Source organism: Schaalia radingae (genome assembly GCF_900106055.1).
Taxonomy (GTDB): Bacteria; Actinomycetota; Actinomycetes; order Actinomycetales; family Actinomycetaceae; genus Pauljensenia; species Pauljensenia radingae_A.
The window spans coordinates 2,191,794-2,217,571 of the sequence record NZ_LT629792.1 but is presented as its reverse complement, the minus strand read 5'-3'; the positions used below and the strand labels follow the sequence as shown (position 1 = coordinate 2,217,571).

Annotated in this window: 24 protein-coding genes and 1 tRNA gene; 15 read left to right on the top strand and 10 right to left on the bottom strand. The window is 59.2% G+C overall.

The window, feature by feature from the left end; all coding sequences use genetic code 11:
• The first annotated feature begins 1 nt into the window (after position 1).
• Entirely contained in the window at positions 2-397 is a 396-nt protein-coding gene (locus BLT69_RS09755) for a hypothetical protein (protein WP_092648925.1), read from the top strand.
• Here BLT69_RS09755 and BLT69_RS09750 read toward each other — a convergent pair.
• The 5 genes from BLT69_RS09750 to BLT69_RS09730 form a co-directional block, all read right to left on the bottom strand.
• The gene (locus BLT69_RS09750; RefSeq protein ID WP_092648924.1) at positions 394-1,239 is read right to left on the bottom strand and encodes a hypothetical protein; all 846 of its coding nucleotides are present in this window, start codon (positions 1,237-1,239) and stop codon (positions 394-396) included. The two genes, BLT69_RS09755 and BLT69_RS09750, sit on opposite strands and share 4 nt — an antisense overlap.
• A 628-nt stretch (positions 1,240-1,867) precedes the next feature.
• Positions 1,868-1,944 (bottom strand) — tRNA-Pro (locus BLT69_RS09745).
• Positions 1,945-2,120: 176 nt separating this feature from the next.
• Complete coding sequence (locus tag BLT69_RS09740; RefSeq protein ID WP_058237483.1) at positions 2,121-4,214, bottom strand: alpha-L-fucosidase; 2,094 nt, start codon at positions 4,212-4,214, stop codon at positions 2,121-2,123.
• 245 nt (positions 4,215-4,459) lie between these two features.
• The gene (locus tag BLT69_RS09735) at positions 4,460-5,497 is read right to left on the bottom strand and encodes a metallophosphoesterase (RefSeq protein WP_082628610.1); all 1,038 of its coding nucleotides are present in this window, start codon (positions 5,495-5,497) and stop codon (positions 4,460-4,462) included.
• A 2-nt stretch (positions 5,498-5,499) separates the two neighbouring features.
• Positions 5,500-7,788 (bottom strand): transglycosylase domain-containing protein, encoded by a 2,289-nt coding sequence (locus BLT69_RS09730; RefSeq protein ID WP_070725301.1) that lies wholly within the window; start codon positions 7,786-7,788, stop codon positions 5,500-5,502.
• Positions 7,789-8,037: 249 nt separating this feature from the next.
• Here BLT69_RS09730 and BLT69_RS09725 point away from each other — a divergent pair, with 249 nt between their 5' ends.
• Both BLT69_RS09725 and sp36 read left to right on the top strand, forming a co-directional pair.
• Positions 8,038-8,373: a WhiB family transcriptional regulator gene (locus tag BLT69_RS09725; protein WP_058237482.1), complete on the top strand. Its 336-nt coding sequence runs from the start codon at positions 8,038-8,040 to the stop codon at positions 8,371-8,373.
• A gap of 33 nt (positions 8,374-8,406) precedes the next feature.
• Positions 8,407-8,574, top strand: coding sequence for a Sp36 family protein (gene sp36, locus BLT69_RS09720; protein WP_074026219.1), 168 nt, complete (start codon positions 8,407-8,409; stop codon positions 8,572-8,574).
• A gap of 42 nt (positions 8,575-8,616) precedes the next feature.
• Here sp36 and BLT69_RS09715 read toward each other — a convergent pair whose 3' ends face one another.
• Complete coding sequence (locus tag BLT69_RS09715) at positions 8,617-9,297, bottom strand: Crp/Fnr family transcriptional regulator (protein WP_058237481.1); 681 nt, start codon at positions 9,295-9,297, stop codon at positions 8,617-8,619.
• Between the two features lie 148 nt (positions 9,298-9,445).
• Between BLT69_RS09715 and nth the strand changes: the two genes are divergently transcribed.
• A complete protein-coding gene (nth, locus tag BLT69_RS09710) occupies positions 9,446-10,120 on the top strand; it encodes an endonuclease III (RefSeq protein ID WP_257590321.1) in 675 nt (224 codons plus the stop codon).
• Here the strand turns inward: nth and BLT69_RS09705 are convergent, their stop codons facing one another.
• From BLT69_RS09705 to BLT69_RS09695, 3 genes are all read right to left on the bottom strand, one after another.
• Positions 10,121-11,035 carry an alpha/beta fold hydrolase gene (locus tag BLT69_RS09705; protein WP_058237479.1) on the bottom strand — a complete coding sequence of 305 codons (915 nt, stop codon included), beginning with the start codon at positions 11,033-11,035 and terminating at the stop codon, positions 10,121-10,123.
• 5 nt (positions 11,036-11,040) lie between these two features.
• Positions 11,041-12,261: a Yip1 family protein gene (locus BLT69_RS09700; RefSeq protein WP_058237478.1), complete on the bottom strand. Its 1,221-nt coding sequence runs from the start codon at positions 12,259-12,261 to the stop codon at positions 11,041-11,043.
• A gap of 85 nt (positions 12,262-12,346) precedes the next feature.
• Positions 12,347-13,516: a hypothetical protein gene (locus BLT69_RS09695; protein ID WP_157886403.1), complete on the bottom strand. Its 1,170-nt coding sequence runs from the start codon at positions 13,514-13,516 to the stop codon at positions 12,347-12,349.
• 3 nt (positions 13,517-13,519) lie between these two features.
• Here BLT69_RS09695 and BLT69_RS09690 point away from each other — a divergent pair, with 3 nt between their 5' ends.
• Entirely contained in the window at positions 13,520-14,236 is a 717-nt protein-coding gene (locus BLT69_RS09690) for a hypothetical protein (RefSeq protein ID WP_157886402.1), read from the top strand.
• Between the two features lie 14 nt (positions 14,237-14,250).
• On the opposite strand, the gene BLT69_RS09685 is transcribed toward BLT69_RS09690, so the two are convergent.
• Positions 14,251-15,054 (bottom strand): HAD family hydrolase, encoded by an 804-nt coding sequence (locus tag BLT69_RS09685; protein ID WP_092648920.1) that lies wholly within the window; start codon positions 15,052-15,054, stop codon positions 14,251-14,253.
• A gap of 126 nt (positions 15,055-15,180) precedes the next feature.
• Between BLT69_RS09685 and BLT69_RS09680 the strand changes: the two genes are divergently transcribed.
• From BLT69_RS09680 to BLT69_RS09640, 10 genes are all read left to right on the top strand, one after another.
• Positions 15,181-16,161 (top strand): hypothetical protein, encoded by a 981-nt coding sequence (locus BLT69_RS09680; protein WP_092648919.1) that lies wholly within the window; start codon positions 15,181-15,183, stop codon positions 16,159-16,161.
• A complete protein-coding gene (locus BLT69_RS09675) occupies positions 16,158-17,303 on the top strand; it encodes a TadA family conjugal transfer-associated ATPase (protein ID WP_092648918.1) in 1,146 nt (381 codons plus the stop codon). Before BLT69_RS09680 ends, BLT69_RS09675 begins: the two co-directional genes overlap by 4 nt.
• Before the next feature lie 86 nt (positions 17,304-17,389).
• The gene (locus BLT69_RS09670) at positions 17,390-18,553 is read left to right on the top strand and encodes a type II secretion system F family protein (protein ID WP_157886401.1); all 1,164 of its coding nucleotides are present in this window, start codon (positions 17,390-17,392) and stop codon (positions 18,551-18,553) included.
• A gap of 264 nt (positions 18,554-18,817) precedes the next feature.
• Complete coding sequence (locus BLT69_RS09665) at positions 18,818-19,003, top strand: DUF4244 domain-containing protein (RefSeq protein ID WP_058237916.1); 186 nt, start codon at positions 18,818-18,820, stop codon at positions 19,001-19,003.
• A 95-nt stretch (positions 19,004-19,098) separates the two neighbouring features.
• Entirely contained in the window at positions 19,099-19,416 is a 318-nt protein-coding gene (locus BLT69_RS10860; RefSeq protein ID WP_070725288.1) for a hypothetical protein, read from the top strand.
• Positions 19,416-19,802 (top strand): Rv3654c family TadE-like protein, encoded by a 387-nt coding sequence (locus tag BLT69_RS09660; RefSeq protein ID WP_058237471.1) that lies wholly within the window; start codon positions 19,416-19,418, stop codon positions 19,800-19,802. Before BLT69_RS10860 ends, BLT69_RS09660 begins: the two co-directional genes overlap by 1 nt.
• Positions 19,803-20,174: 372 nt before the next feature.
• A complete protein-coding gene (locus BLT69_RS09655; RefSeq protein ID WP_058237470.1) occupies positions 20,175-21,692 on the top strand; it encodes a sugar ABC transporter ATP-binding protein in 1,518 nt (505 codons plus the stop codon).
• Positions 21,689-22,711, top strand: a complete 1,023-nt coding sequence (locus tag BLT69_RS09650) for an ABC transporter permease (protein ID WP_058237469.1) — start codon at positions 21,689-21,691, stop codon at positions 22,709-22,711. The genes BLT69_RS09655 and BLT69_RS09650 overlap by 4 nt, the downstream gene beginning before the upstream one ends.
• Before the next feature lie 76 nt (positions 22,712-22,787).
• Entirely contained in the window at positions 22,788-23,807 is a 1,020-nt protein-coding gene (locus tag BLT69_RS09645; RefSeq protein ID WP_058237468.1) for an ABC transporter substrate-binding protein, read from the top strand.
• Between the two features lie 178 nt (positions 23,808-23,985).
• Positions 23,986-25,752, top strand: coding sequence for an L-fucose isomerase (locus BLT69_RS09640; protein ID WP_092648915.1), 1,767 nt, complete (start codon positions 23,986-23,988; stop codon positions 25,750-25,752).
• The last annotated feature ends 26 nt before the right edge of the window (positions 25,753-25,778 follow it).

Here is a 25,778-nt window from a genome sequence, read left to right as displayed (position 1 = left end):
CATGACAGCTCAACCGTGGACACCCGACTATGACTGGGGTTATGGCCGGGAAAATGAAAACCAGCTGCTCAACATGCTTGTCCGCATTACCGTCACGGACGGTGATGAGACGGTGTGCGCCGACCTGCGGCGCGCATTGAGAGAGGGATTCGCGCACAAAACTCCCGCTGAGGGCGTGCCCGAGGGGTTCGGTGCCTACGGAGGCGGAGCCTCCATGCTGCGTTTCGGTGCAGGAAGCGCTGACGAGCCTGTTCAGATCGCGATCTGTTCAGGTGGTCAGGATGCGATCGATTCGGTCGAAATGTGCACCGACGCGATCTGGGCGATGATTGAAAGGTTTGCGGACGTGATCGACGTGCAGTGGGAGTACCTGCCGCATACGCGCTCTGACGTCTAGGTTTCGTCCGGGACGATCAGGTTGAGCGCATTCCTGAATGACTGCGCCCGCACCAGAACGTAGATGGAAACCGTCAGGATCACACCTGCCACGCCAAAACAGATCGGCAGAGCGTAGGGCAGTCGGGCGGGGTCAATGAACCCTGTCAATACGATGAGGACTGTGGCGATGACACACCCCGTTGCTCCACTGACTGTCATCGTGCTGAAAGAAGGGGTGAAGCGGTCGCGCTGCTCACGAACATGCGCACGAGCCTCGGCATCAGCGATCCAGCGGGTCCGTTTCCACTCTGAGAACTCACGGCGATGCGGATCCGCAATGAACAGGTATGCCGCAACGGCGAAGCACACAAGCACGACGGCACCGCCGATGCTCAACGCGAGTGTCACGGTCACGGCACCGTCCTGGCCTGCGAGCAGTTCAAGCACGATGATCGGGATGAATGCGATGACACACAGAGCTGACGCCAGGGCAATGCGCTGGCCTCGTTCGCGGCGATAGTCCAGCACACGCTGGGCACACTGCAGATCCACCACGGTGAATTCTTCGGGAACCACGTCGCGTTTCGGTGTCGAGGGTGACAGCGCTTCAAGCCCGAATGAGGCTGCGAGCTCATCTGGCGTGCCGAACTGGCTGATCACAGTTGACAGTGCGGAATCCTCGTCAACGCCGGAGTCAACCAGTGCCTGTACCCGTTCGCTCATCTGATCGTGGATCTGTGTGCGGGTAGCCTGGACCTGAGGGGTGTCCCTGTCGGCAACCTGATCAAAAACATAGTCAAGATACTGGGTGATGCCGTCCATAACACTCCGATCAGTGAACAGAAGTTCTGAAAGCTCCATTGTGCCACGCCGCGGTGCTCACTCACCTCCACGTGCCAGAGGCTTCCTCCTCTGTTTCGTTGATGCCTCGTCGCGGAACAAAGCGCCGACTTGATTGAAATACGTGCTGGCTACCTGCGTTGCGCATACCCCTAAATCTTCCCTGCTTTGGTGCACATTCCCCTAGATTTAACGCTCGAATTGCACATACCCCTAGCTAAAGTCGGCACCCCAAAAGGACAAAACCTATTTCCGCAGGTCAGCCGTCAGTAGCTTCCTGCGGCCTCGAGCCTCACGCGTTAAATCTAGGGGATTGTGCATTTTTACAAGACTTTTTAGGGGTATGTGCACGTGGAGGGTTTAAATCTAGGGGTATGTGCACGTGTTGGTGCGCGCGGCAGGACAGCAGTGGCATCCCCGCCCGAAGGATTTGCGGTCAGGACACACCCAAAAAGGCTGGGCCGGACACTAAACACCCCGCGACACGCCCACCCCATACACACATTTCGGGCATTAACCCCAAAAAGGCGGTGAGATGCAGAAAGGCCAGCAAGATGTGGAAACGCCGGCAGTGTACTGAAAGGCGGCCGTATACAGAAAGATCGGGACACCGCCAACACAATGTCAACGATGTCCCGACACATCACAATGGTCGGGGTGGCGGGATTTGAACCCACGACCTCTTCGTCCCGAACGAAGCGCGCTACCAAGCTGCGCCACACCCCGTGCGACCGTTCAAGTATAGCGATGCCGATGCTGAGTACACAAAAATAAGAGAGCAAATACGCTGCAGTTTCGGTCACACCCGTTGCGTGGCGCTGATGAAAGGGAGAAGCGGGTGAGGCTTCTGGCTGTTGACACGGCTGGAAACCTCACCCGCGAGGGATGGCAGTTAGTTCAGGTCACCTCCGTTTCCGGGACACAACCGTGAGTGCGGTTGCGCCGACGATGAAGCTGAGCGCAATGAGGCCAGTCAGGTTGTTCGCGCCGGTGCGAGCAATTCCCTTGGCGACGATGTACTTACCGTCCGCGCTCTTCTTGGACTGTTCGACTTTGCCTGGAGTGACCGGCTTGGCTGGGGTGACAGGGCATGGCTGCGCAGCCACCGACAGGTCCCATTCCACGGTTGCGCCGTCTTTAACCATGTAGTCCTTGGCCACTGAAGCTGTGACGTGAACCGTTGAGTTGGTCTTTTCCGTGGTGTAGGTGACGCCTTCCTGGGTTGGAAGCTTCACCGTTTGCTCAACGCCGCACTTGTCGGCGGGAACCACTGTTGGCGCCTCGGGGGTCACGACTTTGGTGACAGTGCCTTTCACGTCCATCTGGAATGTGTCGATTCCCAGCGGTGTGGCGTAGTAAGGAGGATTGGCAAGTGACAGCATGACCGGCGTTGCGGTATTGGCCGCCAGAGCTCCAATCTCCACGCCAGCTTTGAGCTGCGCGCCTGTCACTTCCATCCGCGTGTCCCCGACAGTGAGGGCGTACATCGTCTGGTCTTTCAGGGCATTGGACGTGACAGTTGCCGTGGCATCCATCACCGCATTGTCCTTGGCAGTCAGGTACACGGTGTGGGACACGTCCCCTGAGTATCCAAGGGTGCTCGGCATGCTTTCTGCGTTCTCTTCGGTTGCGGTGAAGGTGCCGTTATCTGACGTGACAGTCTTCTCCGACAGGTACAGTGGCTTGCCTTCTGTTTCAACCTTGATCACCGGCAGGTTCGCGTCAGGGGAATTGCCCTTGAGTGTGACTGTCAGTGTGGTTCCCTCATGCGTGAACGGAAGTTCCGTATCCGTTCCGTCAATTGTCACAGACTTGACCGTGGAGGAAAGGCCGCGCAACTGGATGGTCTTGTCAGGAGCCCAGCCGTCGGTGACACCCAGGTACACCGCATTGTCGTTGACGACCGCATATCCCCAGTTTTCCTGTGGGAAACGGGCGTAGCGTGAGCCGTTGAGAATGGCGGGGTGAGCCTTGTTCCATTCGCCCACACCCTTGAGGATGTTGACCTCGAATGGATCCATTTCGCCGGTGCCCTTGGGGCCAATATTCAGAAGGTACTGGCCACCGTTGGCGACTGTTGTGAACAGGTTGTTGACTTCGTGCTGAATCTGGTAGGTCAGCTGAGCGGGATTCTGCCGCTTGTTTTCTATTTCAGGCCACTTGCAGTATCCCCAGCACGTGGGGAACGTTGAACGGGCAGCTTCCCACGGTGCCTGGCGTTTCTGGCTGAAGACCGCGTTATCGCCACCGACTTCGAAGTCACCCTTGTTGTTCCACACGCGTGAGCTGACCATGGCGTTAGGCTGCAGTTCATGCACCCAGTTGGCCATTCGCTCTGACTGGTCGGCAGTGGGAGCGCCCATATCGAACCAGACCTCTGCGATTTCGCCGTACTTCGTCATCAGCTCAGTGAGCTGAGACTTGATGTAGGGCATCATGCTTTCGGGGATCTTGTTCATGTTCGAGTAGGGCTCAGCTTCGTGCTTAGTCCAGTCGATAATGGAGAAGTACACGCCGAACTTCAAACCGACATCGGCGCAAGCAGTCGACAGTTCTTCCAGAGGGTCGAGACCCATATCGGTCTTATCAATGACGTTATAGTCAGTTGTTGCGGTATCCCACATTGCAAAACCATCATGGTGCTTTGATGTGATAACCAGATATTTCATTCCAGCGTCTTTAGCATTTTGACACCATTCATGGGCATCAAATTCAGGCGCATTCATTTGTGCTGCTTCAGCAAGATAATCTTCGTCGCTGATTTTCGACCAGGCTTTAATCTGTTCCGGATACCCTAGGGGCTGGCGTTGACCTTTGTAATATCCACCGAAGTTCGAATAAACGCCCCAGTGGATAAACATTCCGAACTTCAGCTTTTCCCAGTTTTGGGCGCGCTCCGATTCAGTGTAGGGAATTGCTGCATCCACGCCTACCACGGGGGATGGGTTCGCGGGTGCCAGATCGGCAGACGGTTCAGCGAAGGCTAGACCTGTCATAGAAGTTATGAGGCCCAGAGTTAACGCTGAAGATGCAAGAAAATGTAGCTTTCTCACGTGATCTCCTAATAGTGTGACAACATTGTCGCCGACTACGCTACTCGAAAGAATTACTTTTCTTCTACTGTTTCGGTATTAACCAAAATAAAGAGTTAATTTATTGCAAGAAACAAAATTAAAACAAAAGGAATAAGGATCTAAGTCCCCCCCACACATAATGCGGCTCAAGGTGATGTCAAACGATCTCAGTTTGCGCTGACCAGACGCAGAATCGACACCTCGGGGCGCGTGGCGATACGAACCGGCGCCCATGGTGAGGTACCCAGTCCGGCACTGACATGCAGGGGAGCAGACGCGCCCTCATGCCTCCACGTGTGCACACCCTTGGCGTAGCGCGGCGGCAGGTCGCAGTTCGTCACCAACGCCCCCCACACGGGCAGCCCGATCTGTCCGCCGTGAGTATGTCCCGCGCAGATCAGATCCACACCTCGATCAACGAACGCATCGAGGACCCTGCGATACGGCGCGTGAGTGACACCGATGCGGATGGTGTCCGAATCATCCCAATTCTCCGGCAGCTCCGGCATGCGGTCGCGCTCAAGGTGCGGATCGTCAACACCTGCCAGATTGACCGCCACCGACCGGTCGCCGTGCGACAGGCGCACCGTCAGCTGATCGCACCGATTCGACAGGTCAACCCAGGACGCCCTCGTCAATCCCTGAACGAAATCGCGCCACGGCAGACGCGCCAGGTGAGACGTGTCGCGAGTGGCGTGCGCATCGCGGCGCAGATAGTGCGTCCAGGGGCGGAACGTCGACGACGTGTAATAGTCATTGGAACCCAGCACGAACACTCCGGGGTAAGCCAACAGCGGCCGGTAGGCCTCACGCAGAAGCGAAGCTCCCGTCGCATTGCCGAAGTTGTCGCCCGTCGACATCACCATGTCGAAATCCTCGGTTCGGGCCACGTGGTCAAGAAAATCGACGAGGAAGTCCTGACCGGAATACAGGTGGAGGTCGGAGATGTGCAGGATGCGCAGCTCTTCGCCCTGGCGCAGTGCAGGCACTGGAATCGAGAAGTGCCGCACCGTCGGGCATCGTCGCTCGCACTGACCCCAGGCAAGCGAAGCGACCCCCAGACCCGCCACCGTCGCAGTGGCCAGGCCCAACGCGCGGCCCGCTGCGATCAGGCGGGGTGGCAGAACCGATGGCTGACGGGACGCATTGAGCAAGATGCGAGGATCCGTCGCAGCCAACGACTGGCGCGCGTTGAACTCACTCATCGTTATCTCTCTCGCTCAATAATCGTGCCGTCAGGAAGCTCGATGCTTTCGCCGGGCTTCAGATTCAAACTGTCAAGATCAATATTACTGAGGTCAACCTGGCCGTCGGTGGACAAACTAGTGGACGAGGAGTTCGCGTTGTTACCTGCGTTCCTGTCGCGATTCTGGTTCTGGTTGTTCGAGTTGGCGTTGTTCTGAACCTGACGTGTGCCATTCAGGTTGGCGTTCGGCAGGGGCTGGACTTCCGCACCCTGAAGAGCAAGGTTCATGTACGGCATCCACAGGTGCAGGCCAACCGTGGAACCATAAGGAACCGAGTAGTAGCGTCCGGCCACCGTCACATCGGAGACCTGCTGGGATGATGCGTTCGCATGACCCATCCACGCGGCGGTGGCGAGCTGCGGTGTGAAGCCAACGGTCCATGTGTTCGAGTTCGAGTCAGTCGTACCGGTCTTTGCGGCAAACGGGCGGCCACCCTCCAGGTAAATACCTTCCTGCGGGCCGTACCATTCAGCAGCTGACTTGCCCAGAAGCGTCGCAACCTTATCAGCCACTTCCTGATCCAAGACCTGATGACACGACGGCTTGAATTCCTTCAGGACATTCTCTGAGCGGTCAGAAACGGACAGGAGCGCCGTCGGTGGGCACTGCGAGCCACCGTTGGCCAGCGTGCCGTACGCCGAAGCCATCGCGAGTGGCGATGCGCCGGTCGAACCAATGATGTTGGACGGGAGGGCGGCCGGCGCTTCACCCGTATTGGGGTCCTTAATGCCCAGGTCAGCTGCGCGCTGGAAAATCTCACACAAATCGAGGCGGCTCGCCATGTTAACAAATGCCTGGTTGACAGACATCTCTGTGGCGCGCAAGACCGTGTGGGAGCCGTCCTTGCCGGGCAGGTCGCCCACCGTCCACGGCTCGAAGCCACCGATCGCGGCGCCGTTGCAATGGAAATCACCCGGCGTGTAAGTGCGGTTACCCCGGCCAACACTTTCATAAGCGCCGTGACCTTCCTTGAACCACTGAATCAGAGTGAATACCTTGAAGGTTGATCCGACGTCAAAGTTTGAGTCCGCCGAATAGTTCACCTGCGTCATTGCTGGATCAGATTCGTTGGGTGCGCCGAAGTGCGTATTTTGAGCCATCGCGACGATGTGGCCGTTGGACGGCTCCACCGACGCGATCGCGGCGTCGACTCCGTTACCCGGTGGCAATGCTCCGTTGACAACGTCCAGCGCAGCTTTCTGCTTATTCGCGTCAATCGTGGTGCGAATCGTGATACCGCCGGTCTTCAGCAGGCGTTCACGTTCGATGCGGGTCTCACCGAATATTGCATCGTCGAGGAACTGCTGCTTGGCGAACTCGCAGAAGTACTCCATACCCGTCGCCGCGCCGGCACAGCCCTGGGGGCGCTCGTTCGGGTTGAGCATGTCGGGAACAGGTGTGGCCACCGCCTCGTCGTGTTCCTGCTGAGTAATGATGCCCTGATCGAGCATGACGGAAAGGACGATGTCACGTCGTTCCTGAGCGGCATCGGGGTGAACCAGCGGATTGTAGGAGACCGGGGACTGCACCAGGCCCGCCAGCAACGCCGACTGCGGCATGGTCAACTCGGATGCGTGGGAGGAAAAGTACAGGTCAGCAGCGGCTTCAACGCCATAGGTGGTGGGGCCGAATGGTGCGATATTCAGGTAGCCGGTCAGGATGTCATCCTTGGACATCTGGCGCTCCAGACTCATCGCGTACTTCATTTCACGCAGCTTGCGCTCAGGTGTACTCACCGTCGCATCGTGAATCTGTTCAGGGTCGCCTTCCAGAAGGCCTTTCTCCACCAGCGAGTTACGCACGTACTGCTGCGTGATGGTCGATGCACCCTGCATGCCGTCATCGTCGGAGAAGTTACGCACAACGGCGCGCATAATGCCGTCCGGGTCCACGCCGTGATGGGTGAAGAATCGCTTGTCCTCAATAGCGACAATCGCCTGCTTCATCTCTTCGGAAATCTTGTCGGACGGCACGACGATACGGCGCTTGTCGTAGAACTTGGCGATCGTCTGATTGTTGGCGTCGAGCATCGTCGACTCTTCAGCCGGTGCAACGATCTCGATATCTTCGGGCAGCCCCTCGAGAATCGATGGTGAGGCTTTGGCGGCCACCCCCAGTGATCCCACGGCAGGCACCGCGATACCGGCACCCAGGACGCCCAGCAGTGCAGAGATGCAGATGAAGGCGAGCAGGAGCGCCACCAGCTGGACTGGCGTGACTGAACGAGTTCGAGTCTGTGGCTTCGACATAGGTTAAGGATACGTGTGTCCACGTGCATTAGGGGAGGGGAAGTGCCTGAGGTATGAGGAATTCGTCAAATTGAGGCTGCTGGCGTCACCCTCGTCGATGATTGACGAGGGAGGCCGCGGGCGCCTGTTATGCATCCTGTGAGGAGTATATTTCACACTATTGATGATCTCGTGTTGCTTGAATGAGTCAGATGTGTGTATGGTCACAGTAGTGATGGTCAAGGATGATCATGGACTGGAGAACAAGGAATGAGCAGTATCGATCAGGATCAGACATGGGCCGCCCGCGCGCTGTGTGCGACGGAAGAACCGGACGCACTGTTTGTGCAGGGAGCTTCCCAACGCCAGGTACGAGTCAAATGCATGGCATGCGAAGTGCGCCTGGAATGTCTGGCAGATGCGTTGCAGTCGGAAGCTAACTTCGGCGTGTGGGGTGGACTGACTGAACGTGAACGGCGAGCCATGCTGCGTCACTACGACGACGTGGAGGATTGGTGGCAGTGGCTCAACGAATCTCAGGACGCGTTGGCGTGTGAACTACGTACACCGCGGATCCCGAAAGTTCTGGCCCACGTGCGCCGCTAGGAAGCATCGGTATCAAACAGTTAGGCTAGTGACATGACCACATGGGAATACGCAACGATTCCGTTGCTTACACATGCCACAAAAGCAATCCTGGATCAATGGGGTGCTGACGGGTGGGAACTTGTCACCGTCATCCCCGGGCCGACGGGTTCCGATAATCTGGTCGCCTACCTGAAGCGGCCGATAGAAAAACAGGCATAAAAAAGTGGGGCGGTCAGCGACCGCCCCACTTTTTTGACGTCTTCAGCGTGCGCGACGAGCCAGACGGTCAACATCCAGCAGCGTCACTGCGCGACCCTCAAGGCGGATCCAGCCGCGGGAGACGAAGTCAGCCAGTGACTTGTTGACGGTTTCGCGCGACGCGCCAACCAGCTGAGCAAGCTCTTCCTGAGTCAGGTCATGAGGCACGTGAACGCCTTCGTCGGTGGGCGCGCCGAAACGGTCGGCCAGGTCAAGCAGCGCCTTGGCGACACGGCCTGGAACATCTGAGAAGACCAGGTCAGACATGGACTCGTTCGTGCGGCGCAGACGCTGGGCAAGTGCCTTGAGCATGTGCTTGGCCAGCGTCGGGTTCGTGTCAAGGATTTCCATGAGGTCTTCGTGCTCAAGGTAGAGCAGGGTCGCCGGGGATACTGCGGTAGCGTCCGTGGAGCGCGGGCCTGGATCGAAGAGCGTCAGTTCACCGATAATTTCGCCCGGTCCGAGCACGGCGAGCAGTGATTCGCGCCCGTCGTTGCTGGTGTGACCCAGCTTGATCTTGCCTTCGGTGATGATGTAGAGGCGATCGCCAAGGTCGCCCTCGTCAAAGAGAGTTTCGCCGCGACGCAATGCGGTGCGTCCCATCTTGGACTGCAAGAAGTTCTTCTGCGCCTCGTCGAGCCCGTCGAAGAGGGGAACCTGATTGATAATGTCATCAACAAACATGTGAGACCAAACTCCGTTCCTGTCGTCTATGTCGAATCGCGCGAGGCTGCTCGCAGCGTTTCATCTTCCATTGTGTCGTAATCGTGACAATCACCACGGCGTTTTGGCCGGAGTGTATGGCAACAACAGTCAATATTATTATTCATACGTGACGATTCCAACAGAACACGACACATCTGGGCTTGTCGATGCGGGTTCTGAAGCTGCCGAGGCACTTGCGCGTCAGCTGATGAACGCCTATCCGGACGCCACATGCACATTAGATTGTTCGACGCCGTTCCAGCTGCTCATTGCGACAATGCTGTCGGCGCAGACAACCGATGAGCGGGTCAACCGCATCACGCCGGCGCTCTTCGGGGAATTTCCAACAGCTCTGGACCTTGCTCAGGCGCGGCGCGATACGGTCGAGCAGATCGTGCGGCCGTTGGGTTTCCAGCACCGACGATCCGGGCAGATCATTGCGACCGCTCAGGCACTGTGCACTGAATTCGGTGGTGAGGTTCCGCAGTCCAACAAGGAGTTGGAAAAACTCCCCGGGGTCGGGCATAAGACGGCCAACGTCGTGATGGGAGTGTGTTTCGGAGCGCGCGCACTGACAGTTGATACACATGTCGGCCGCCTGTCTCGCCGTTTGGGATGGACGAGAGCGACCAGCGTGACGCGCGTCGAAAAGGACGTGACAACACTGCTGGCAGGCGTGAACTGGACGAAACTGTCACATGTTCTGATCGCACATGGTCGCTCAGTGTGCACTGCCCAGGGGCCCCGATGCGATGAGTGTCCGGTGGTGGATCGCTGCCCGAAAGTCGGTGTAGTGCCCTGATCAGGTGGTGGGCAGTGAAGCCAGGAAATCGCTGATCAGGGTCGTGACACGCTCGGGTGCTTCTTCGGGGGCGAAGTGCCCCACTGCGGGCAGCATTGTGGTGTGCAGCGGATAGGTCACATGGTGTGAATCGCGCGCAAAATCTGTAGCCGACAGTGATGAATCTTCTGCGCAGTGCACGCTCAGAGTCGGAACCTGCACGGGGTCGGCCAGCGCCTTGCGCGAGGCGATGGACAGGAATCGCGTGCTGGAAAATGAGTCAGTGGTCGCGGAGGCGGCGAACGCGCGAGCCATTGCGCGTCGATAGGGTTGTGCGTCGGCCAGCATCTGTTCGCGATGTGAGGGCGCCGCCCACGAACGGATCATTGAATCGATGAGTTTGCCGGATTTGAGCAAGGTGACGCGCCGCCAGGGAATATCCATGCGCAGGGCGAGCAGACGCCCGCGCCACAGAGGAAGCAGTGTGGGCCACAGGGTACGTTCCAGTGGGTGCGGCGCCGCCAGCGTCATCACCGCGCGCAACGCAACCGGATTGGTAGCTCCCAGCATCCATGCAACAGCACCGCCCATGCCTGCGCCGACCACTGTGAAGTGGGAAATACCCATTGCTGACATGATGGCGGTGACGTCATGGGACAGTTGCAGCAGATCCACCTTGTCGGCCTGCAGGTCGGAGGCGCCGAAACCGCGCTGATCAACTGCGATCACACGATGCCCCTGCTCAGCCAGGGAGGGAATAACATGCCGCCAGGAACGCCAGAACAAAGGAAATTCGTGCAGCAGAACAACGGCGTGGTCACATTCCAACGGGCCGGCATCGACAACGTGGAAGGTCGCGCCGCCAGCGTTGACGTGGCGATGCTGCCACGGACCGGGCTCTTCCAGAACCTCCCGAAGAGAAAGATCTGCATCCATGTGATTCAGCGGCCCTCATCGCGAGCCTTGGCCGCGCGGCGGCGGGCTCGCCATGAGAAGAAGGCACCTTCAGGATTGATCTTTTCCACCTCAGCGCGCAGAGCTTCCTCCGAGCGGCCACGGCGACGTACCCAGTGAGAGACCCACGCGCCTACCAGCACGATCAGGCCCAGGAGTGCGAAGCGTCCGGAAAATGCGGAGGCCTGGAAGTGGTGAGCAAGATTCATGCCGAATGCGTTCCACGAGTTCAGCCACTGAACAGCAGGCTGAATGAGCTGCGAGAAAATCCCCGGAATGACGATCGGAACAAGTCCGGACAGGAAGGTGAGGATACCCATGACGAAGCCACCCAGCGAGGAGCGCGCAACCGTCACCCCCAGCAGGACAACAATCACCAGAGCGCCCACCAGTTCGGCAATAGCTGCCAGGTTCACTGCCCCCGTCGAGAACGCAGACCCGTCAGCAAGTGTCATGCGCGCCCCGGCATCAGCTGCGAGGAACCATGCGATGGGCAGGAAGATCAAGAATGCGAAGAAGCTCCACCAGTGCGATCCAGCGCGAGACGGAATCTCGGGCGACAGTGTCGTGCCTTCAAAGATGGCGTCATCGAGGGAACTCGGGGTGCCTTCCACGTGCACCGGAACCGGTTCAGCGCGAGGATGCCAGTTTGCCTCGTTCTCATCTGCCGGATCTGCTTCCTCCGGCGGAGAGACGAGGGAACGGCGGTGCACTGCGGTGCGCTCCAGCTCATCTTCATCTGTGGCTGTTTCGTCCTCATCGCGGTCATGGCGATTCTCGAGGACGTCGCGCGGAGCTGGTGCCGGCAAATCATCACGCTCAGGCGGGGAGATGCGATCGCGAGGTTCATCCTCATCCAGGTCAGGTGCGTCGCCCTCGTCATCAACAGGATCGACGGGGGAAGGGATGCGTGGTTCGGAAGTGGAGGGCACAGGATCGACGGCCGAGGTGTCATCGGCAGCACTGCCAGGCGCTCCAATGATGTTTTCCGTGTCGCCCTCATGCCTGCTCAAGGTCACTTCTTCGCCCGTGAGAATCTCATCGCTGGCAGCTGATTCAGCGATTTCGTCAGTTTCTTCGGGGCGCGGTGCCATCGGCGCAGCCGTTGATCCGCTTGCGCCCTCGAAAGTCGGGCTCTCATCGACGATGAGTTCATCGTCTCCCACTTCACCTTCCGGGCGGCGGTCGTGGAGTTCCTGATCAGACATGGTGCTACCTCCTTAGACCTTTAATGTAGCGTGAGAACTGCCCGATCTTGCGATGGGCGTGCCGAAACGGCCGATTCTGATCGTGTTACATCTCATCCACAAAACCGTGGCGGTGCCCGGTTGCCCGCAACACCTGTGCGCGAACATGGCGGCGCGTCAGCAGCGGACCCATGACCAGTGCGGGAAGCAGTAACCCCAGCGCGGACAGCACCGGCGCAGCCAGAGAAATCTGCGTCGTGGCGGGGGAATGCGGTGTGACCACCGCGCCGGTAAGGCTTGACCACAATGGGATGAGGAACGAAAACGGTATGACCACCAGAACTGAGGACGCCACAATGGGTCCGGACGTTGACCACTGCGAAATCCACGCCACCAGGCCGAAACACAAGGCGCAGATCAGCGCCGGAACTGGTCGGAACGTGTTTTCTGCCATCAGCCCCTCCAACCCCTGTGACGCTACGCGCAGTGATTCCTCGGGCGCGGCAACCATCATCATGATGCACCCGAGAATCAGGGCAACACAGGAAAAGACCGCGACCCACGTCCGGTTGCGCGCATTGTGGAATTGCCCGTTGAAGGGACGCACGCGGGAGGACCCTCCCTGAGAACTCTCGGCACTGGCCTGCTCCAGTTCCCTCAGCGTGGCGTGAACCGTCCACCGCCGCGTGGCAATGGTTGCCACCGTCGCCCCCAGGCAGATGAAGACCACGCATATTGGATACAGACTCCACCGCATCGATGTCAGTGAGTCCGCCTCGCTCATAGCGATTCCCATCCACAGGGGAGCGCGCAACGCGCCGGTCAGCTGGCCCACTCCGACAATTACCGCACTGACAGTGGTGACGGCAAGGCCGGCTGAGGACTCATCAGAGTTGGCAGCCACGAGTGCCAGCAACAGGGTCGTAATGACGATACCGACGGTGCCCTCGGACGATGACAATGGCTGTCCCTGCGCGGTGGCGGCCTGAGTGTCAGCGACCGCAAATCCCATGATGATCAGCGCGACAGGTGAAAAAACCGCTGAGAAAACCGCTGAACGCAGGTGCTGTGACAGCGTGGCCCGAGGGATCGACCTGACCCCAGTCTGTGCCACTTTCGTCTCGCTCACGTTCACCTCACCCGATAAGCTCACCACGTGGAAGAATCCGATCACATTGTGCGCATGCGCCTCCTGCTTCAAGCGTGGCAGACCCCAGATATCTGCGCGCTGCGCGAACAATGTGACAGCGCATTGACGCGCGTCCGTTTCCATCATAGTTTGCGCCGCCGGTGGCAGGAAGTACGCGCCCTGACCAACATCTATGAAGCTGCCTATCTTTCTCGCTGGGAAGGCTCACCGATCAGCACCAGCGATCTGCGTGACCTCACGATGCGCGAGGGGCCACACGAAGCCGGCACCCTGACCACAGGTGAACAGTTCGCGCTGGGGATCTGGCGCAGCCAATGGCACGTCATGACGCTCATGCCGCCCCTGAACCGCACGCCCACCACCAGGCCTGCATCGCAGCCCGCTTTGCCGAACCTGGTCGCCGGACTGCACCGCGACATCACGTCACTTCTTGCTACCTCAGGCCACGTTGAACGTTCCCGAATTGCCGTTCCTGCCTCGCCTCGGCGTCTCGCTCACGTTTTGTCGCATGTCACCTGTGATGTGCCTGCTGTGGTGAGTGCAGCCGCAGTATGGGCCGACTGTGCAGCTCATCCACTGTTCGAACCAGGTTCACGCTCCGTGGGGGCGGCTGTGGCGCGATGGATTCTGACCGTGCGCGGCACGGACCCGACAGGGGTCGTGACTGTGAGCAAGCTGAGCGCCACAGACCCTCAGCGCGTTGCGCGCATTGTGTCCGGCTGGGCAGCGCCCGATCACTCCTACGCGCACGACGTGCTCGCATTCTTCCTGTCATCACTGATCGCCGGTGTCGACGATGCCCTGGATATTGCGCTCAGTGTTCAGGCGGGCCACCCTCGGCAATAGGGAATGAGGGCGGGCTACTTGCCGCGCAAACTGGTATACGCGCGGTAAAACGACCACGCCGCGCCTGCAGCAGAGCAAGCGGCAATCATGCCCGGCACAATGAGTCGAGCCGGCGAGGTGCGGACCTGAACCGTGTGCGTGAAACTGCGAATCGGCCAGTCGCGTTCCTGAGCGATTTCACGCAGCTGACGGTCAGGGTTGATGACGACGGGGTGCCCCACTGCCTCCAGTAACGGCACATCAGTGATGGAATCTGAATACGCGAAGCACTCCCTCAGATCCCACCCGTTGCGCTGTGCCATGTCGATGCAGGCGCGCGCCTTCTCATCGGCGTAGTTGAAACGCGAAATCACGCCGGTGAACGTCCCGTCCTCATTGCGCTGCGCGTAGGAACCGATCGACGCGTCAGCACCCAGCATGTGAGCAACCGGGCGCACCATTTCTTCAATCGAGGCTGAGGCGATGACAATGCGCCGACCAGCCGCGCGGTGAATGGCGATTTCTTCCAGCGCCTCCACGAAGCACACCGGGTCAATTGACCTGCTCAACGCATCCTTCACGGTGGACTCCAGGTAGACTCCGTCCCATCCGGCAGCGATTTCACCCAGTGATTCGCGCATTTTCTCTGTCGCCTGCTCGTCAGCGCCCTTGATCAGGTAGGGCAGTTGGATGAGCAGACCCAGCAGTGCGCCGCGCCGGGTCAGAAGGCCGGCCTCACGCAGGGGAGCGCGCAGCGCCACGGAGGTTGACGTGGCCAGGATTGTCTTGTCGAGGTCGAAAAAGGCAGCGGACCTTGAGCGTGGCTGTGATCGCTTCATGCGGGTCTCCTGATCGTCGAGTCGAAAAACTGCGCGCGTTATCCACAGGGTGGTGTCTCTCTCCAGTCTTCCACAGGTTGACTGAGCGAGGTGGACGAGGGAAGCCACGTGAGATGAAGTGACGGCATGAGTACACAGTGGAACGTGCGCGTCGGACTGGATCGACTGGACGAGGGTGCCAGGCGCAGCGCATGTGAAATCATCGAGCTTGCAGGCGGAACGGTTGCCAGCGACGGACTGCCCTGCGACATGTGGCTGACCTCGGATCCGGATGGGCCACCCTCGTCAGTCCGTGCGTCTGCACAGGTGCCGGTCATTGTTGTCGGTCCTGCCGGATCGCTGCGCCTGCCCGGCGATGAGATGATGCTGGCCGACATTGTCGCCTCATGTGAACCGTCACCGGTATTTTCCCCTGACCTGATACGCATCGGTTGCGCCGGATGGCAAGGTGGGGTGGGGGTGACGGCAATCGCGCGGGCGCTGGCTCAGCAGATCCGGTCGCACCCGCTGCCGGTTCTGCCTCAGGCTCCCCCTCCGCCCGTGATCATCGTGGACACCGCCGAGTATGGGCCAGGCGTGGGCGCGGCGCAGGACGTGGCCGCTGACGGTATCCACTGGGGTGACCTGAGCGCAGACGAGACCGGATGGACTGGCACGCTCATTGACGCTCTGCCCGTGCATGACGGCGTGAAAATCCTCGCGGCTGACTGCCGTGGTGGGCCGGCACGTTCAGATACGAGGCTGGTGCGGGTGCTCACCAGCGTGAGCTCCCGCGCGCATGTTGTGGTCGATCTGGGACGGTGGGATGAATACGCAATGCGCACCGCCTCCCAATGTGGAATCGATGCGCTGTGCCTGGTCGGACGCGCCGACCTGGACGGGGTGTGTACGCTGATGGCCGGCATATCCCGCTATGCGCCACCTGCTGTGCCCGTCGTGATTGCCACGACGCACGGGACGACGACGCAACTGTTGGGCAGTATCCGCGAGTGCGGCTTCCAGTCGATTCAGGCCATGCAGTGTCCTTTTCGAGGTGGGATGCCCAGGGGTTTTGCCGTCAAGCGAATGTATGCCGCGCTCAGGTCGGGCATGGAGCGTGCGCGATGAGCCGTCACACCATGAGGCGCGCGCTCGCTCAGGGGCACTCAGCTGTCCGGGCGGTGCGTGACAATGCTCGCGAGGGTGCAGGAGTGAGAGAACTGGCCACCGATTTTGACGATCTGGTGGCGCGCGCCGGCGGACTCGGACCGGACCTTGCTCCTCTTGTGGCGGACCCCGATGTGACAGATGTGCTCGTCAACTCCACCAGTGTCTGGATCGATCGCGGGCAGGGGGTGGAGCGTGTTGACGTGCAGCTGGGGTCGGAAAGTCAGGTTCGGGCGCTCGCGGTCCACATGGCAGCTGCGTGCGGACGACGACTGGATGAGGCCAGTCCGATTGTGGATGGAACGCTGCCCGGCGGCGTGCGCCTGCACGCGGTGCTCTCACCAGTTTCTGATGAAGGAACGGTGATTTCCCTGCGGACCTCGCGCGCTCACTCCATGACGCTGGAGCAGATGGTGCGCAAGTCTTTGATGGACGGTTCCATCGCGAGCGTGATGGCCCAGTTGGTGGCACTGCGGGCCAACATTTTGATATCCGGGGCGACCGGGTCGGGTAAGACCACATTGCTGTCGACCATGCTGTCCAGCGTGCCGCATGACGAACGGATCGTGTGTATCGAGGAGGTACGGGAATTGCGTCCCTGTCACCCGCATGTTATCCACTTGCAGGAAAGGCAGGCCAATGTTCAGGGCGCGGGAGCGGTGAGCCTGTCGGATCTGGTGCGCGCTGCGATGCGAATGCGGCCCGACCGACTGATTCTCGGTGAGTGTCGAGGCGCCGAAGTGCGTGACGTGTTGACGGCGCTCAACACCGGACACGACGGGGGAATGGCTACCATCCACGCCAACGCGGTGGAAGATGTCCCGGCACGTCTGGCTGCCCTCGGATCGCTGGCCGGCCTGTCGGATGCCGCGCTGTCAGCGCAGGCGGTGGCCGCATTTGACGCGGTGATTCAGATGAGGCGCGATGCGCATGGAAGGCAGGTCAGCCAGATTGGTGTTCTGACCCGGACAGCAGGTGGCGTTGCCTGTGAATGTGAATGCGCGCTGAGAGAGCGTGATGGCCGGCTCTACCCTGATCGCGCCTGGCCACTGCTGGCTGAACGGCTGCACATCGATCTGGACGCGAAAAGTGCTGCTCCATGATGGCGCTACTGTGCTTGATGAGTGCCTGTTTGGTCGCGGCGATTGGCATATCGGCCGCCAAACATTGGCGCGCTCAGGCTGTGATCGTGGCCTGGAGATTCGACGAATCATTGAAGGCAGTTCGCGCACAGAAGCCAGTGCCTCCCTCGTCAAATGTCGTGCCGGCCGGGCAGGACAGCAGCTCCCAGTTGTCGATGTTGGTGGCCGAGGTGGCAGCCCGGCTGCGTGCCGGTATGCCGACTGCCGAGGCGTGGATGCGTGCGTGGGACAGAGTTGGCTCTGCGCACCTGGGTTCATGGGAGGGGATTGCCGAGGACGGTGTTCCCCGATCCGTGGCGAGGCTGGCGCGCGCTCCCTCGTGGCGCGATGTGCGGCGTGATGTGCTGGGTTTGGTGCGGCAGCGAGACGCGTTGTCGTGGCGCCACCTAGTGTCCTCGTGTGGGCGGCTGCGGCGACGCAGCACAGTGAGCGAACGGGTCAGTCGGCGCTCAGCTCATACCTTGAGTGTCGCATGCCGCCTGACGCAGGAACTGGGAACGCCGCTTGCTGAGGTACTGGATATTGTGGCTGACAGTATCGATGAAGCTGCAGCCGCCGAAGATGCGCGCGCCATCGCACGGTCTGGCCCCTTGACCTCGGCACGTATTCTCACCGCATTGCCTGTGGCGGGTATTGCGCTGGGCCAGCTGATTGGGGCGAACCCTCTTGAGCGCTTCTGTGACGGTGGGATCGGCACCATCAGCGCCATCATCGGAACGGTGTGCCTGATCGTTGGTCGGCTCGTCTCCACTCGCATGATCACCCGAACCATTGACATAAGCGAGAGCGTCGATCCGGCCACTATGTGCGATCTGACGATCGCGGGAATGAATGCGGGTGCCTCAGTGCCCTCCATTGTGCGCACGCTGGGCCGCGTCGGTAATGACGCGGAACTGGAACGGATCGGTAGCGAACTGGTCCTGGGGGCACGGTGGGGTGATGCGTGGAATCCCCATCCAGCCAACGCCGCGCTGCTGGCTGATGTCCTCGAGCCGGCATGGAGCGATGGCACGTCGCCGGTGCCGTTGCTCACGCGTGCTGCGCGCCAGGTCAGGGCACGGCGCATCGCACATGCAAAAAGTGAGGCTGAACGCCTGGCGGTGCGCCTTGTCATCCCGCTGGGGGCGTTACTGCTGCCGTCCTTCATCGCCCTGGGCGTCGTGCCAATCCTGCTGCATATTGGCACGAACACTTTTGGCGGGTTGTGGTAGCTGACGGGTCGGCACCTGACAGCCCCTGGTTATCCACACCGCGCATCTACAGATGCGTTGAATCCACAGCTGCCCTTCCAGGTGCTTCTTGCTCCACAATTTGCGCACAGTCGATGGAGATCGCAGTGCGTGTCACGGAAGGTGGTCACACCGTCAAACGGCGGACAGTCACTATTGATCGAAAGGACAAACATGGCAATCACCCAACGCATCGAAGATGCAGCGACGAAGGCAGCGTGTGACACGTGGTGTCAATACGACGCAATGATCCAACGTGCTCACCATGTCGAGGATCATGATGCCGATCCGGAAGAAGGATCCACAACCGTGGAATACGCGATCGGGGCGGTCGCAGCAGCCGGCTTCGCCGGACTTCTGCTCGTCGTTCTCAAGTCAGGCGCAGTGAAATCCCTGCTTCAGGGCATTATCCAGCAGGCGCTTTCACTGTGAACAGGCATGCGACACGTGGTCCCGTAAGTGCCAGGGAGTGCTTACGGGACCACCCCGCTGGTGGCAGCGAAACGGGCGGGCATAGCGAGGACGGCATGGTGACAGTCGAACATGCGCTCTCACTTTTCGCCGTGATGATCGTGGTGGCGTTCGTTCTTGGCGTCGTCAGCATTGCTCACACGCGCATTGAACTGTGTTCGGCGGTTCGTCAAGGTGCACATGAAGCAGCCATAGGTGGCCAGGATCCAGCTCTCAGTGTTTCCCAGGCGTACGGCAGGCCCGTTACTGTCACAACGAACAAATCAGGGCGATGGATGACGGTCACCGGGCACGCCAGTGTGGCTGCGCCGGCAGGATGGGTCGGTGCTACAGCATCGTGCACGATCACCACCATTTCCGAGCTGGTGCCCTGATGGTATACGGCGACAGGGGGAACGAGGAAGGATCAGGCACCATCTCCGCGCTGGCGGTCATCGCATGCACCGTGATGATGTGTGTGGTGATTGCTGGTGCAGGGAGTGTGTACGGGCATCAGACCCGTCTTCAGGCAGTGGCTGACGTTGCAGCCCTGGCCGGTGGGCATCGGTCGGCGGTTGCACAGTGGACCGGAGGTGGGATGAATGCCTGCACGGTGGCCAGTGAGGTCGTCGAGCGCAATGGGGCTCACGCCGGCTGCGAGGTGCGCGGAGATGACACCTATGTGACGGTGAGCCAGAGAGTGCTTGTTGCGGGGATCAGTGTGGATATTCGCGCGAGGGCACGCGCAGGGCCGGTCAGGCGTGACACGCTGAAACAGTGAGCGAGACGACTAACACGAGGAAGTCCCCTAATCCGGGAAGATTCACGGTGAAAAACGTTTAACCCGAGGCGGCAGAGCGTCGCTCAATCCTGGTTTTGCCTGATGAATCACGACAAAGGCACGCTGTGACCCTTCAATCGTTAACGATCACGTAAACGGTCGGCGTCGCGCAGCGGTCGTGCTGATACGAGGACGAAAAATTACGTTTTTATATCGTTTTTGGCAGATTTAACACTTTATTTGTCGTTTTGCACGAACCAAGCTACACTGTCAAGCACGTTGTCGTACAAATGTGACACTGGAGTCGTTAGCGCTAACGGTCTAGGTCTTATTTGTCGCAGGCGTTATGTACCACGCACGAAGGGGTGAGACGTGACACATTTGCTCGACTTGAAAGGTATGTCGAAGACCTTTCCGGGCGTCAAAGCACTATCGAATGTCAATTTGGATCTTCGAGCAGGAGAAGTGCTGGGGCTTTGCGGTGAAAACGGTGCCGGAAAGTCGACGCTGATGAAGGTCCTGACCGGTATTTATCAGCCTGATCCAGGCGGCGAGATTTGGATCAAGGGCGAAAAGGTCCACGTGACGGGCATCAACCACGCACGTGACCTTGGCCTGGCCATCATTCACCAGGAACTCAACATCGTTCCCGACCTGACGGTTGCCCAGAATCTGTACCTGGGGCGCCCAGGCTCCACTAGAGCCGGGATCGTCAATGACAAGAAACTGAACAAGGATGCTCAGGAGCTTTTCGATCATCTGAAGATGGATATCAACCCCAAGGCTTACTGTCGCGACCTGTCAGTGGCGCGCCTCCAGATGGTGGAAATCGCCCGAGCGCTGTCGTATAACGCAGACATTCTCATTATGGATGAGCCGACTGCGGCGTTGACGATCGAAGAAACGGACGCACTGTTTGACCTGATCCACGACTTCGTCACGCCGTCAACCGGTCTGATATACATCTCGCACCGTATGCCTGAAATCAAGCAGATTACGGACCGCGTGGTCGTTCTGCGCGACGGTGAATACGTCGGCACGGTGAACACGGCTGAAGTGGAGATGCAGGAAATCATCTCCATGATGGTGGGACGCAAACTGAAGTCTGACGTCCGTCCCGTCACGAAGCCGCAGACAGACGAAACTGTTCTGGAAGTCAAGAACCTGTCCACGAAGAATCTCATCAAGAACGTGAGCTTCGACGTGAAGAAGGGTGAGATTTTCGGATTCGCCGGTCTGATGGGTGCAGGTCGCACCGAAGTGGCGCGATGCGTCTTCGGTGCTGATCCGCGCACCGAAGGTGACATTTACGTGCACGGCAAGAAGGTCAGGATTACGAACGCCAAAGACGGGGTGACGAACGGTATCGGCTACCTGTCCGAAGACCGTAAACGCTTCGGAATCCTGCTGGATGCTGACGTGAAAGCCAACGTCACGCTGGCCGACATGAAGGACTATGCGAAAGCGGGCTTTGTCGACGATCGCAAGATCCGCAGGACCGCACTCGACTATGTGGACAAATTGCGGATTCGCACCCCTTCAATCAATCAGACCCTGTTGAACCTGTCTGGTGGTAACCAGCAGAAAGTTGTTATTGCCAAGTGGTTGGTTCGAGACAGTGATGTCTTGATCTTCGATGAGCCAACACGCGGTATCGACGTGGGCGCAAAAGAAGAGATCTATCAACTGCTGGAAAACCTCGCGGCGCAAGGCAAGGCAATCGTTGTGATTTCATCGGAACTGCCCGAAGTACTGCGCCTGTCGAACCGCATCGCAGTGATGGCACAGGGCCGCATTATCGGCATCCTCGATAACGAGGAAGCCACCCAAGAAAAGATCATGGAACTGGCCACCGTTGGCCAAGAGCAAGCAATGGGAGTGGACGCGTGAGCACCGAGGTTGAAACGAAAGACCAAGCGTCAGAAAAGTCCAACAGCAAAGTCGTGACTTTCCTGAAGTCATCAATTCAGCAGCTTTTCGCATTCGCTGCACTGATCCTGATTTACATTTACTTCCTGTTCGCAGCCCCGAACTTCGCATCCATTGGCGTGTTCATGAACGTCCTGATGGCAGCTTCTGCAATCGGCGTCATGGCGCTGGGTGCAACGTTCATCATCGCCACCGGCGGCATCGACCTGTCAGTGGGCACCGGCATGACGCTGACAGCAGTGTCGGCAGGTCTGCTGATGGGCTCACCCGAATCCGGATACCTCGGGCTGCCCGTCGGTATCGGCTTGCTGCTCGTCCTGGTGGTCGGCGCAGTGATCGGACTGGTCAACGGGTTTAACGTGGCGTTCCTGGGTATTCCTCCCTTCATCGCCACACTGGCCATGATGATGGCAGCCAACGGTCTGTCACTGATTCTGTCGGGTAAGAGCTCGATCAAGATCCCCTCGCCGTTCTACTACAACCTGTCGAACGGCAAACTGATCGGCTCCCTGCCCAACGCAGCGTTGATCTTCATTATCTTGACTGTCATCGCATCGATCCTGCTGACGCGCACGGTCCTGGGCCGCTACGCGCTGTCGATGGGATCGAACATCGAAGCCACACGCCTGTCAGGCGTGAACGTGCGCTTCTGGACCTTGATGGTGTACATCGCAGCCGGTATCTTCACGGCCATCGGCGGCATTCTGTACTCAGCACGATTCGGATTCGCACAACCTGCTGAAGGTCTCGGACTCGAGTTGCAGGCAATCGCAGCGGTCGTCATCGGCGGTACCTCACTTGCCGGTGGTCGCGCCACAATCATCGGTACGTTCATTGGTGCGCTGCTGATGAACACTCTGACGACAGGTCTGCAGATGATGGGTGTTGCAAAGGAATGGCAGCTCGTGGTGACCGGCCTGGTCATCCTGCTGGCAGTCTTTATCGATAACGTCCGCCGAGCCCGTGCTCAGGCAGTGTAAGCATTACTTGAATCGGACAACCGTCCAACCACCACAACGGCGAAGAAAGACCTTCGCCCGAAAGAAAGGAACAGCAATGCGCCCAATTGGACGTATCGTGAGCCTCATTGCCGCTGGGGCAATGGCATTGGGAATGACCGCTTGCTCATCAGGCGGCGGCGACACAAACGCCGCTTCCGGCGACGCCGGTGCAACACAGAGCGGTGAAAGCGCCGGCGGTGCTGCCAGCGGTGAAACCATCTACCTCGTCTCGAAAGGCTTCCAGCACCGCTTCTGGCAGGCAGTGAAGGAAGGCGCAATGCAGGCAGGTGAAGAATTCGGCTACAAGGTTGAATTCATCGGACCCGCCAACGAGCAAGCCATCACTGAGCAGCTCCAGCAGCTCCAGACCGCACTGGACACCAAGCCTGCTGCAATCGGATTTGCAGCACTGGATTCAGAAGCTGCCGCCCCGATCCTCGAGCAGATCAAGGCCGCCAACATTCCGGTGGTCGCATTCGACTCCGGCGTTGAGTCCGACATTCCGGTGACAACCGTTCAGACGGACAACAAGGCCGCTGCCGCTGAAGCCGCCAAGCACCTGGCGGAACTCGTGGGCCACAAGGGCAAGGTTGCTCTGGTCTGCCACGATGACACCTCCCAGACCGGTAAGGACCGCTGCGCCGGATACCAGGAATACATGGCTGAGAATGAACCTGACATCGAACTGCTCGATCCCCAGATCGGCGGCGAGGTCGGTGTGGCAGCTGACGTTGCCAAGAGCATTCTGACTGCCAACCCGGATGTTGTAGGTATTGGCGCAACGAACGAAGCATCAGCCATCGGCACGATGCAGGGTGTGACCGAATCCGGCAACGCCGGCAAGGTTCAGATGGTTGGTATCGACTCCGGTAAGGCACAGCTCGAATCCGTTCGCAGCGGCGTGCAGGCCGGCGCTGTGACTCAGGCTCCAGTCAAGATGGGATACGAAACTGTCAAGGCTGCAATTGCAGCCATCAAGGGTGAAGAACTGCCCAAGATCATTGACTCCGGTTTCGCCTGGTATGACAAGACCAATATGGACGATCCTGACATTAAGGCCAACCTCTACGAGTGATTTCACATCCCACCGGATAATAGCCCAGGTGGAGGGGGAGAACCCGTTGATCCCCCTCCACCACCTCCTGACCAACGGGACATAATAGTGACGTGACGCTTCGGCCGAACGTCACCGTCCTTACTGCCACGCAGGGGACCAACTAAGACAAACGAAACCAATGAAGGAATGAGGAAACATGGCTGAACACCCCAAGATCGGCATCCGACCAATTATCGATGGACGTCGCAGGGGAGTGCGTGAAAGCCTCGAAGATCAGACAATGGGCATGGCTCAGCGTCTGGCGAAGCTGTACACGGACGAACTACACTACATCGATGGTGAACCTGTGAAATGCATCATCGCTGACACCACCATTGGTGGCGTTTCCGAAGCCATCGCATGCCAGAAGAAATTCGACACTGAAAACGTTGGTCTGACTGTCTCGGTGACCCCGTGCTGGTGCTACGGCACAGAAACCCTGCAGATGGACACCCGTACCCCGCACGCAATCTGGGGCTTCAACGGCACAGAGCGTCCAGGCGCCGTCTACCTTGCCGCTGCACTGGCAGGACACGCACAACTCGGCTTCCCGGCATTCGGCATCTACGGTAAGCAGGTCCAGGATGCTGACGACGAGACCATCCCCGATGACGTGCGTGGCCGTCTGCTCGACTTTGCGAAGGCAGGTCTGGCTGTGGCACAGATGCGCGGTGAAGCATACCTGTCGATGGGCTCGGTTGCCATGGGCATTGCCGGATCAACGGTCAAGGACGAATTCTTCGGCCCCTACCTTGGCATGCGCAATGAGTACATCGATATGTCCGAGTTCTACCGCCGTATCAACGAGAAGATCTACGACGAAGAAGAGTACGAAAAGGCCCTGAAGTGGATGAAGGAAAACTTCACCATCGGAAAGGACTACAACCCGGAAAAGAACCAGCATCCCGAGCGCCATGAAGATTGGTGGGAAACCTGTGCCAAGATGGTGCTGATCGGCCACGACCTGATGAAAGGCAACCCCAAGCTGGCAGAAAAGGGATGGGCCGAAGAAGCCGGCGGCCATGGTGCAATCGCAGCCGGATTCCAGGGACAGCGTCAGTGGACAGACGGCATGCCCAACGGCGACGTCATGGAAACTGTCCTCAACACCAACTTTGACTGGAACGGCGCACGTCAGCCAGTCGGAGTTGTCGCAACCGAAAATGACTCCCTGAACGGTGCATCCATGCTGTTCGGATATCTGCTGACCAACACCCCGCAGATCTTCTCCGACGTGCGCACCTACTGGAGCCCGGAATCGGTCAAGCGAGTCACCGGCTATGAGCTGGAAGGACACGCAAAGGACGGCTTCCTGGATCTGCGCAACTCCGGCTCGACCACACTGGATGGTGCCGGCAAGGCCACCCGTGACGGCAAGCCTGTCATCAAGCCGTGGTGGGAAGTAACCGAAGAGGACCAGAAGGCAGCCCTTGAGGCAACAACCTTCCACCCCTCAGGGTACGAATACTTCCCCGGTGGTGGGTGGTCAACCCACTTCCGCACCAGCGGCGAAATGCCCGTGACGATGTGCCGTATCAACCTTGTCTACGGACAGGGCCCGGTTCTGCAGATCGCTGAAGGCTGGACCATTGATCTGCCCGACGAAGTCGCCACAACCATTGAGCAGCGCACCGACCCGGCATGGCCGACCACCTGGTTCGCACCGCGTCTGACCGGCGAGGGGGCCTTTGCCTCCGTCTACGACGTGATGAATAACTGGGGCGCCAACCACGGTGCAATCTCATACGGACATATTGGCGCTCAGCTCATCACGCTGGCCTCCATGCTCCGTATCCCGGTTAACATGCATAACGTGCCGGAAGATGATATCTTCCGTCCGCGCGCATGGACACTGTTCGGAACAGCCGACGTTGAAGGCGCGGACTACCGTGCCTGCAAGAACTTCGGACCGCTGTACCGCTGAGTCATCCGGCTCTCGCCGCTGACATC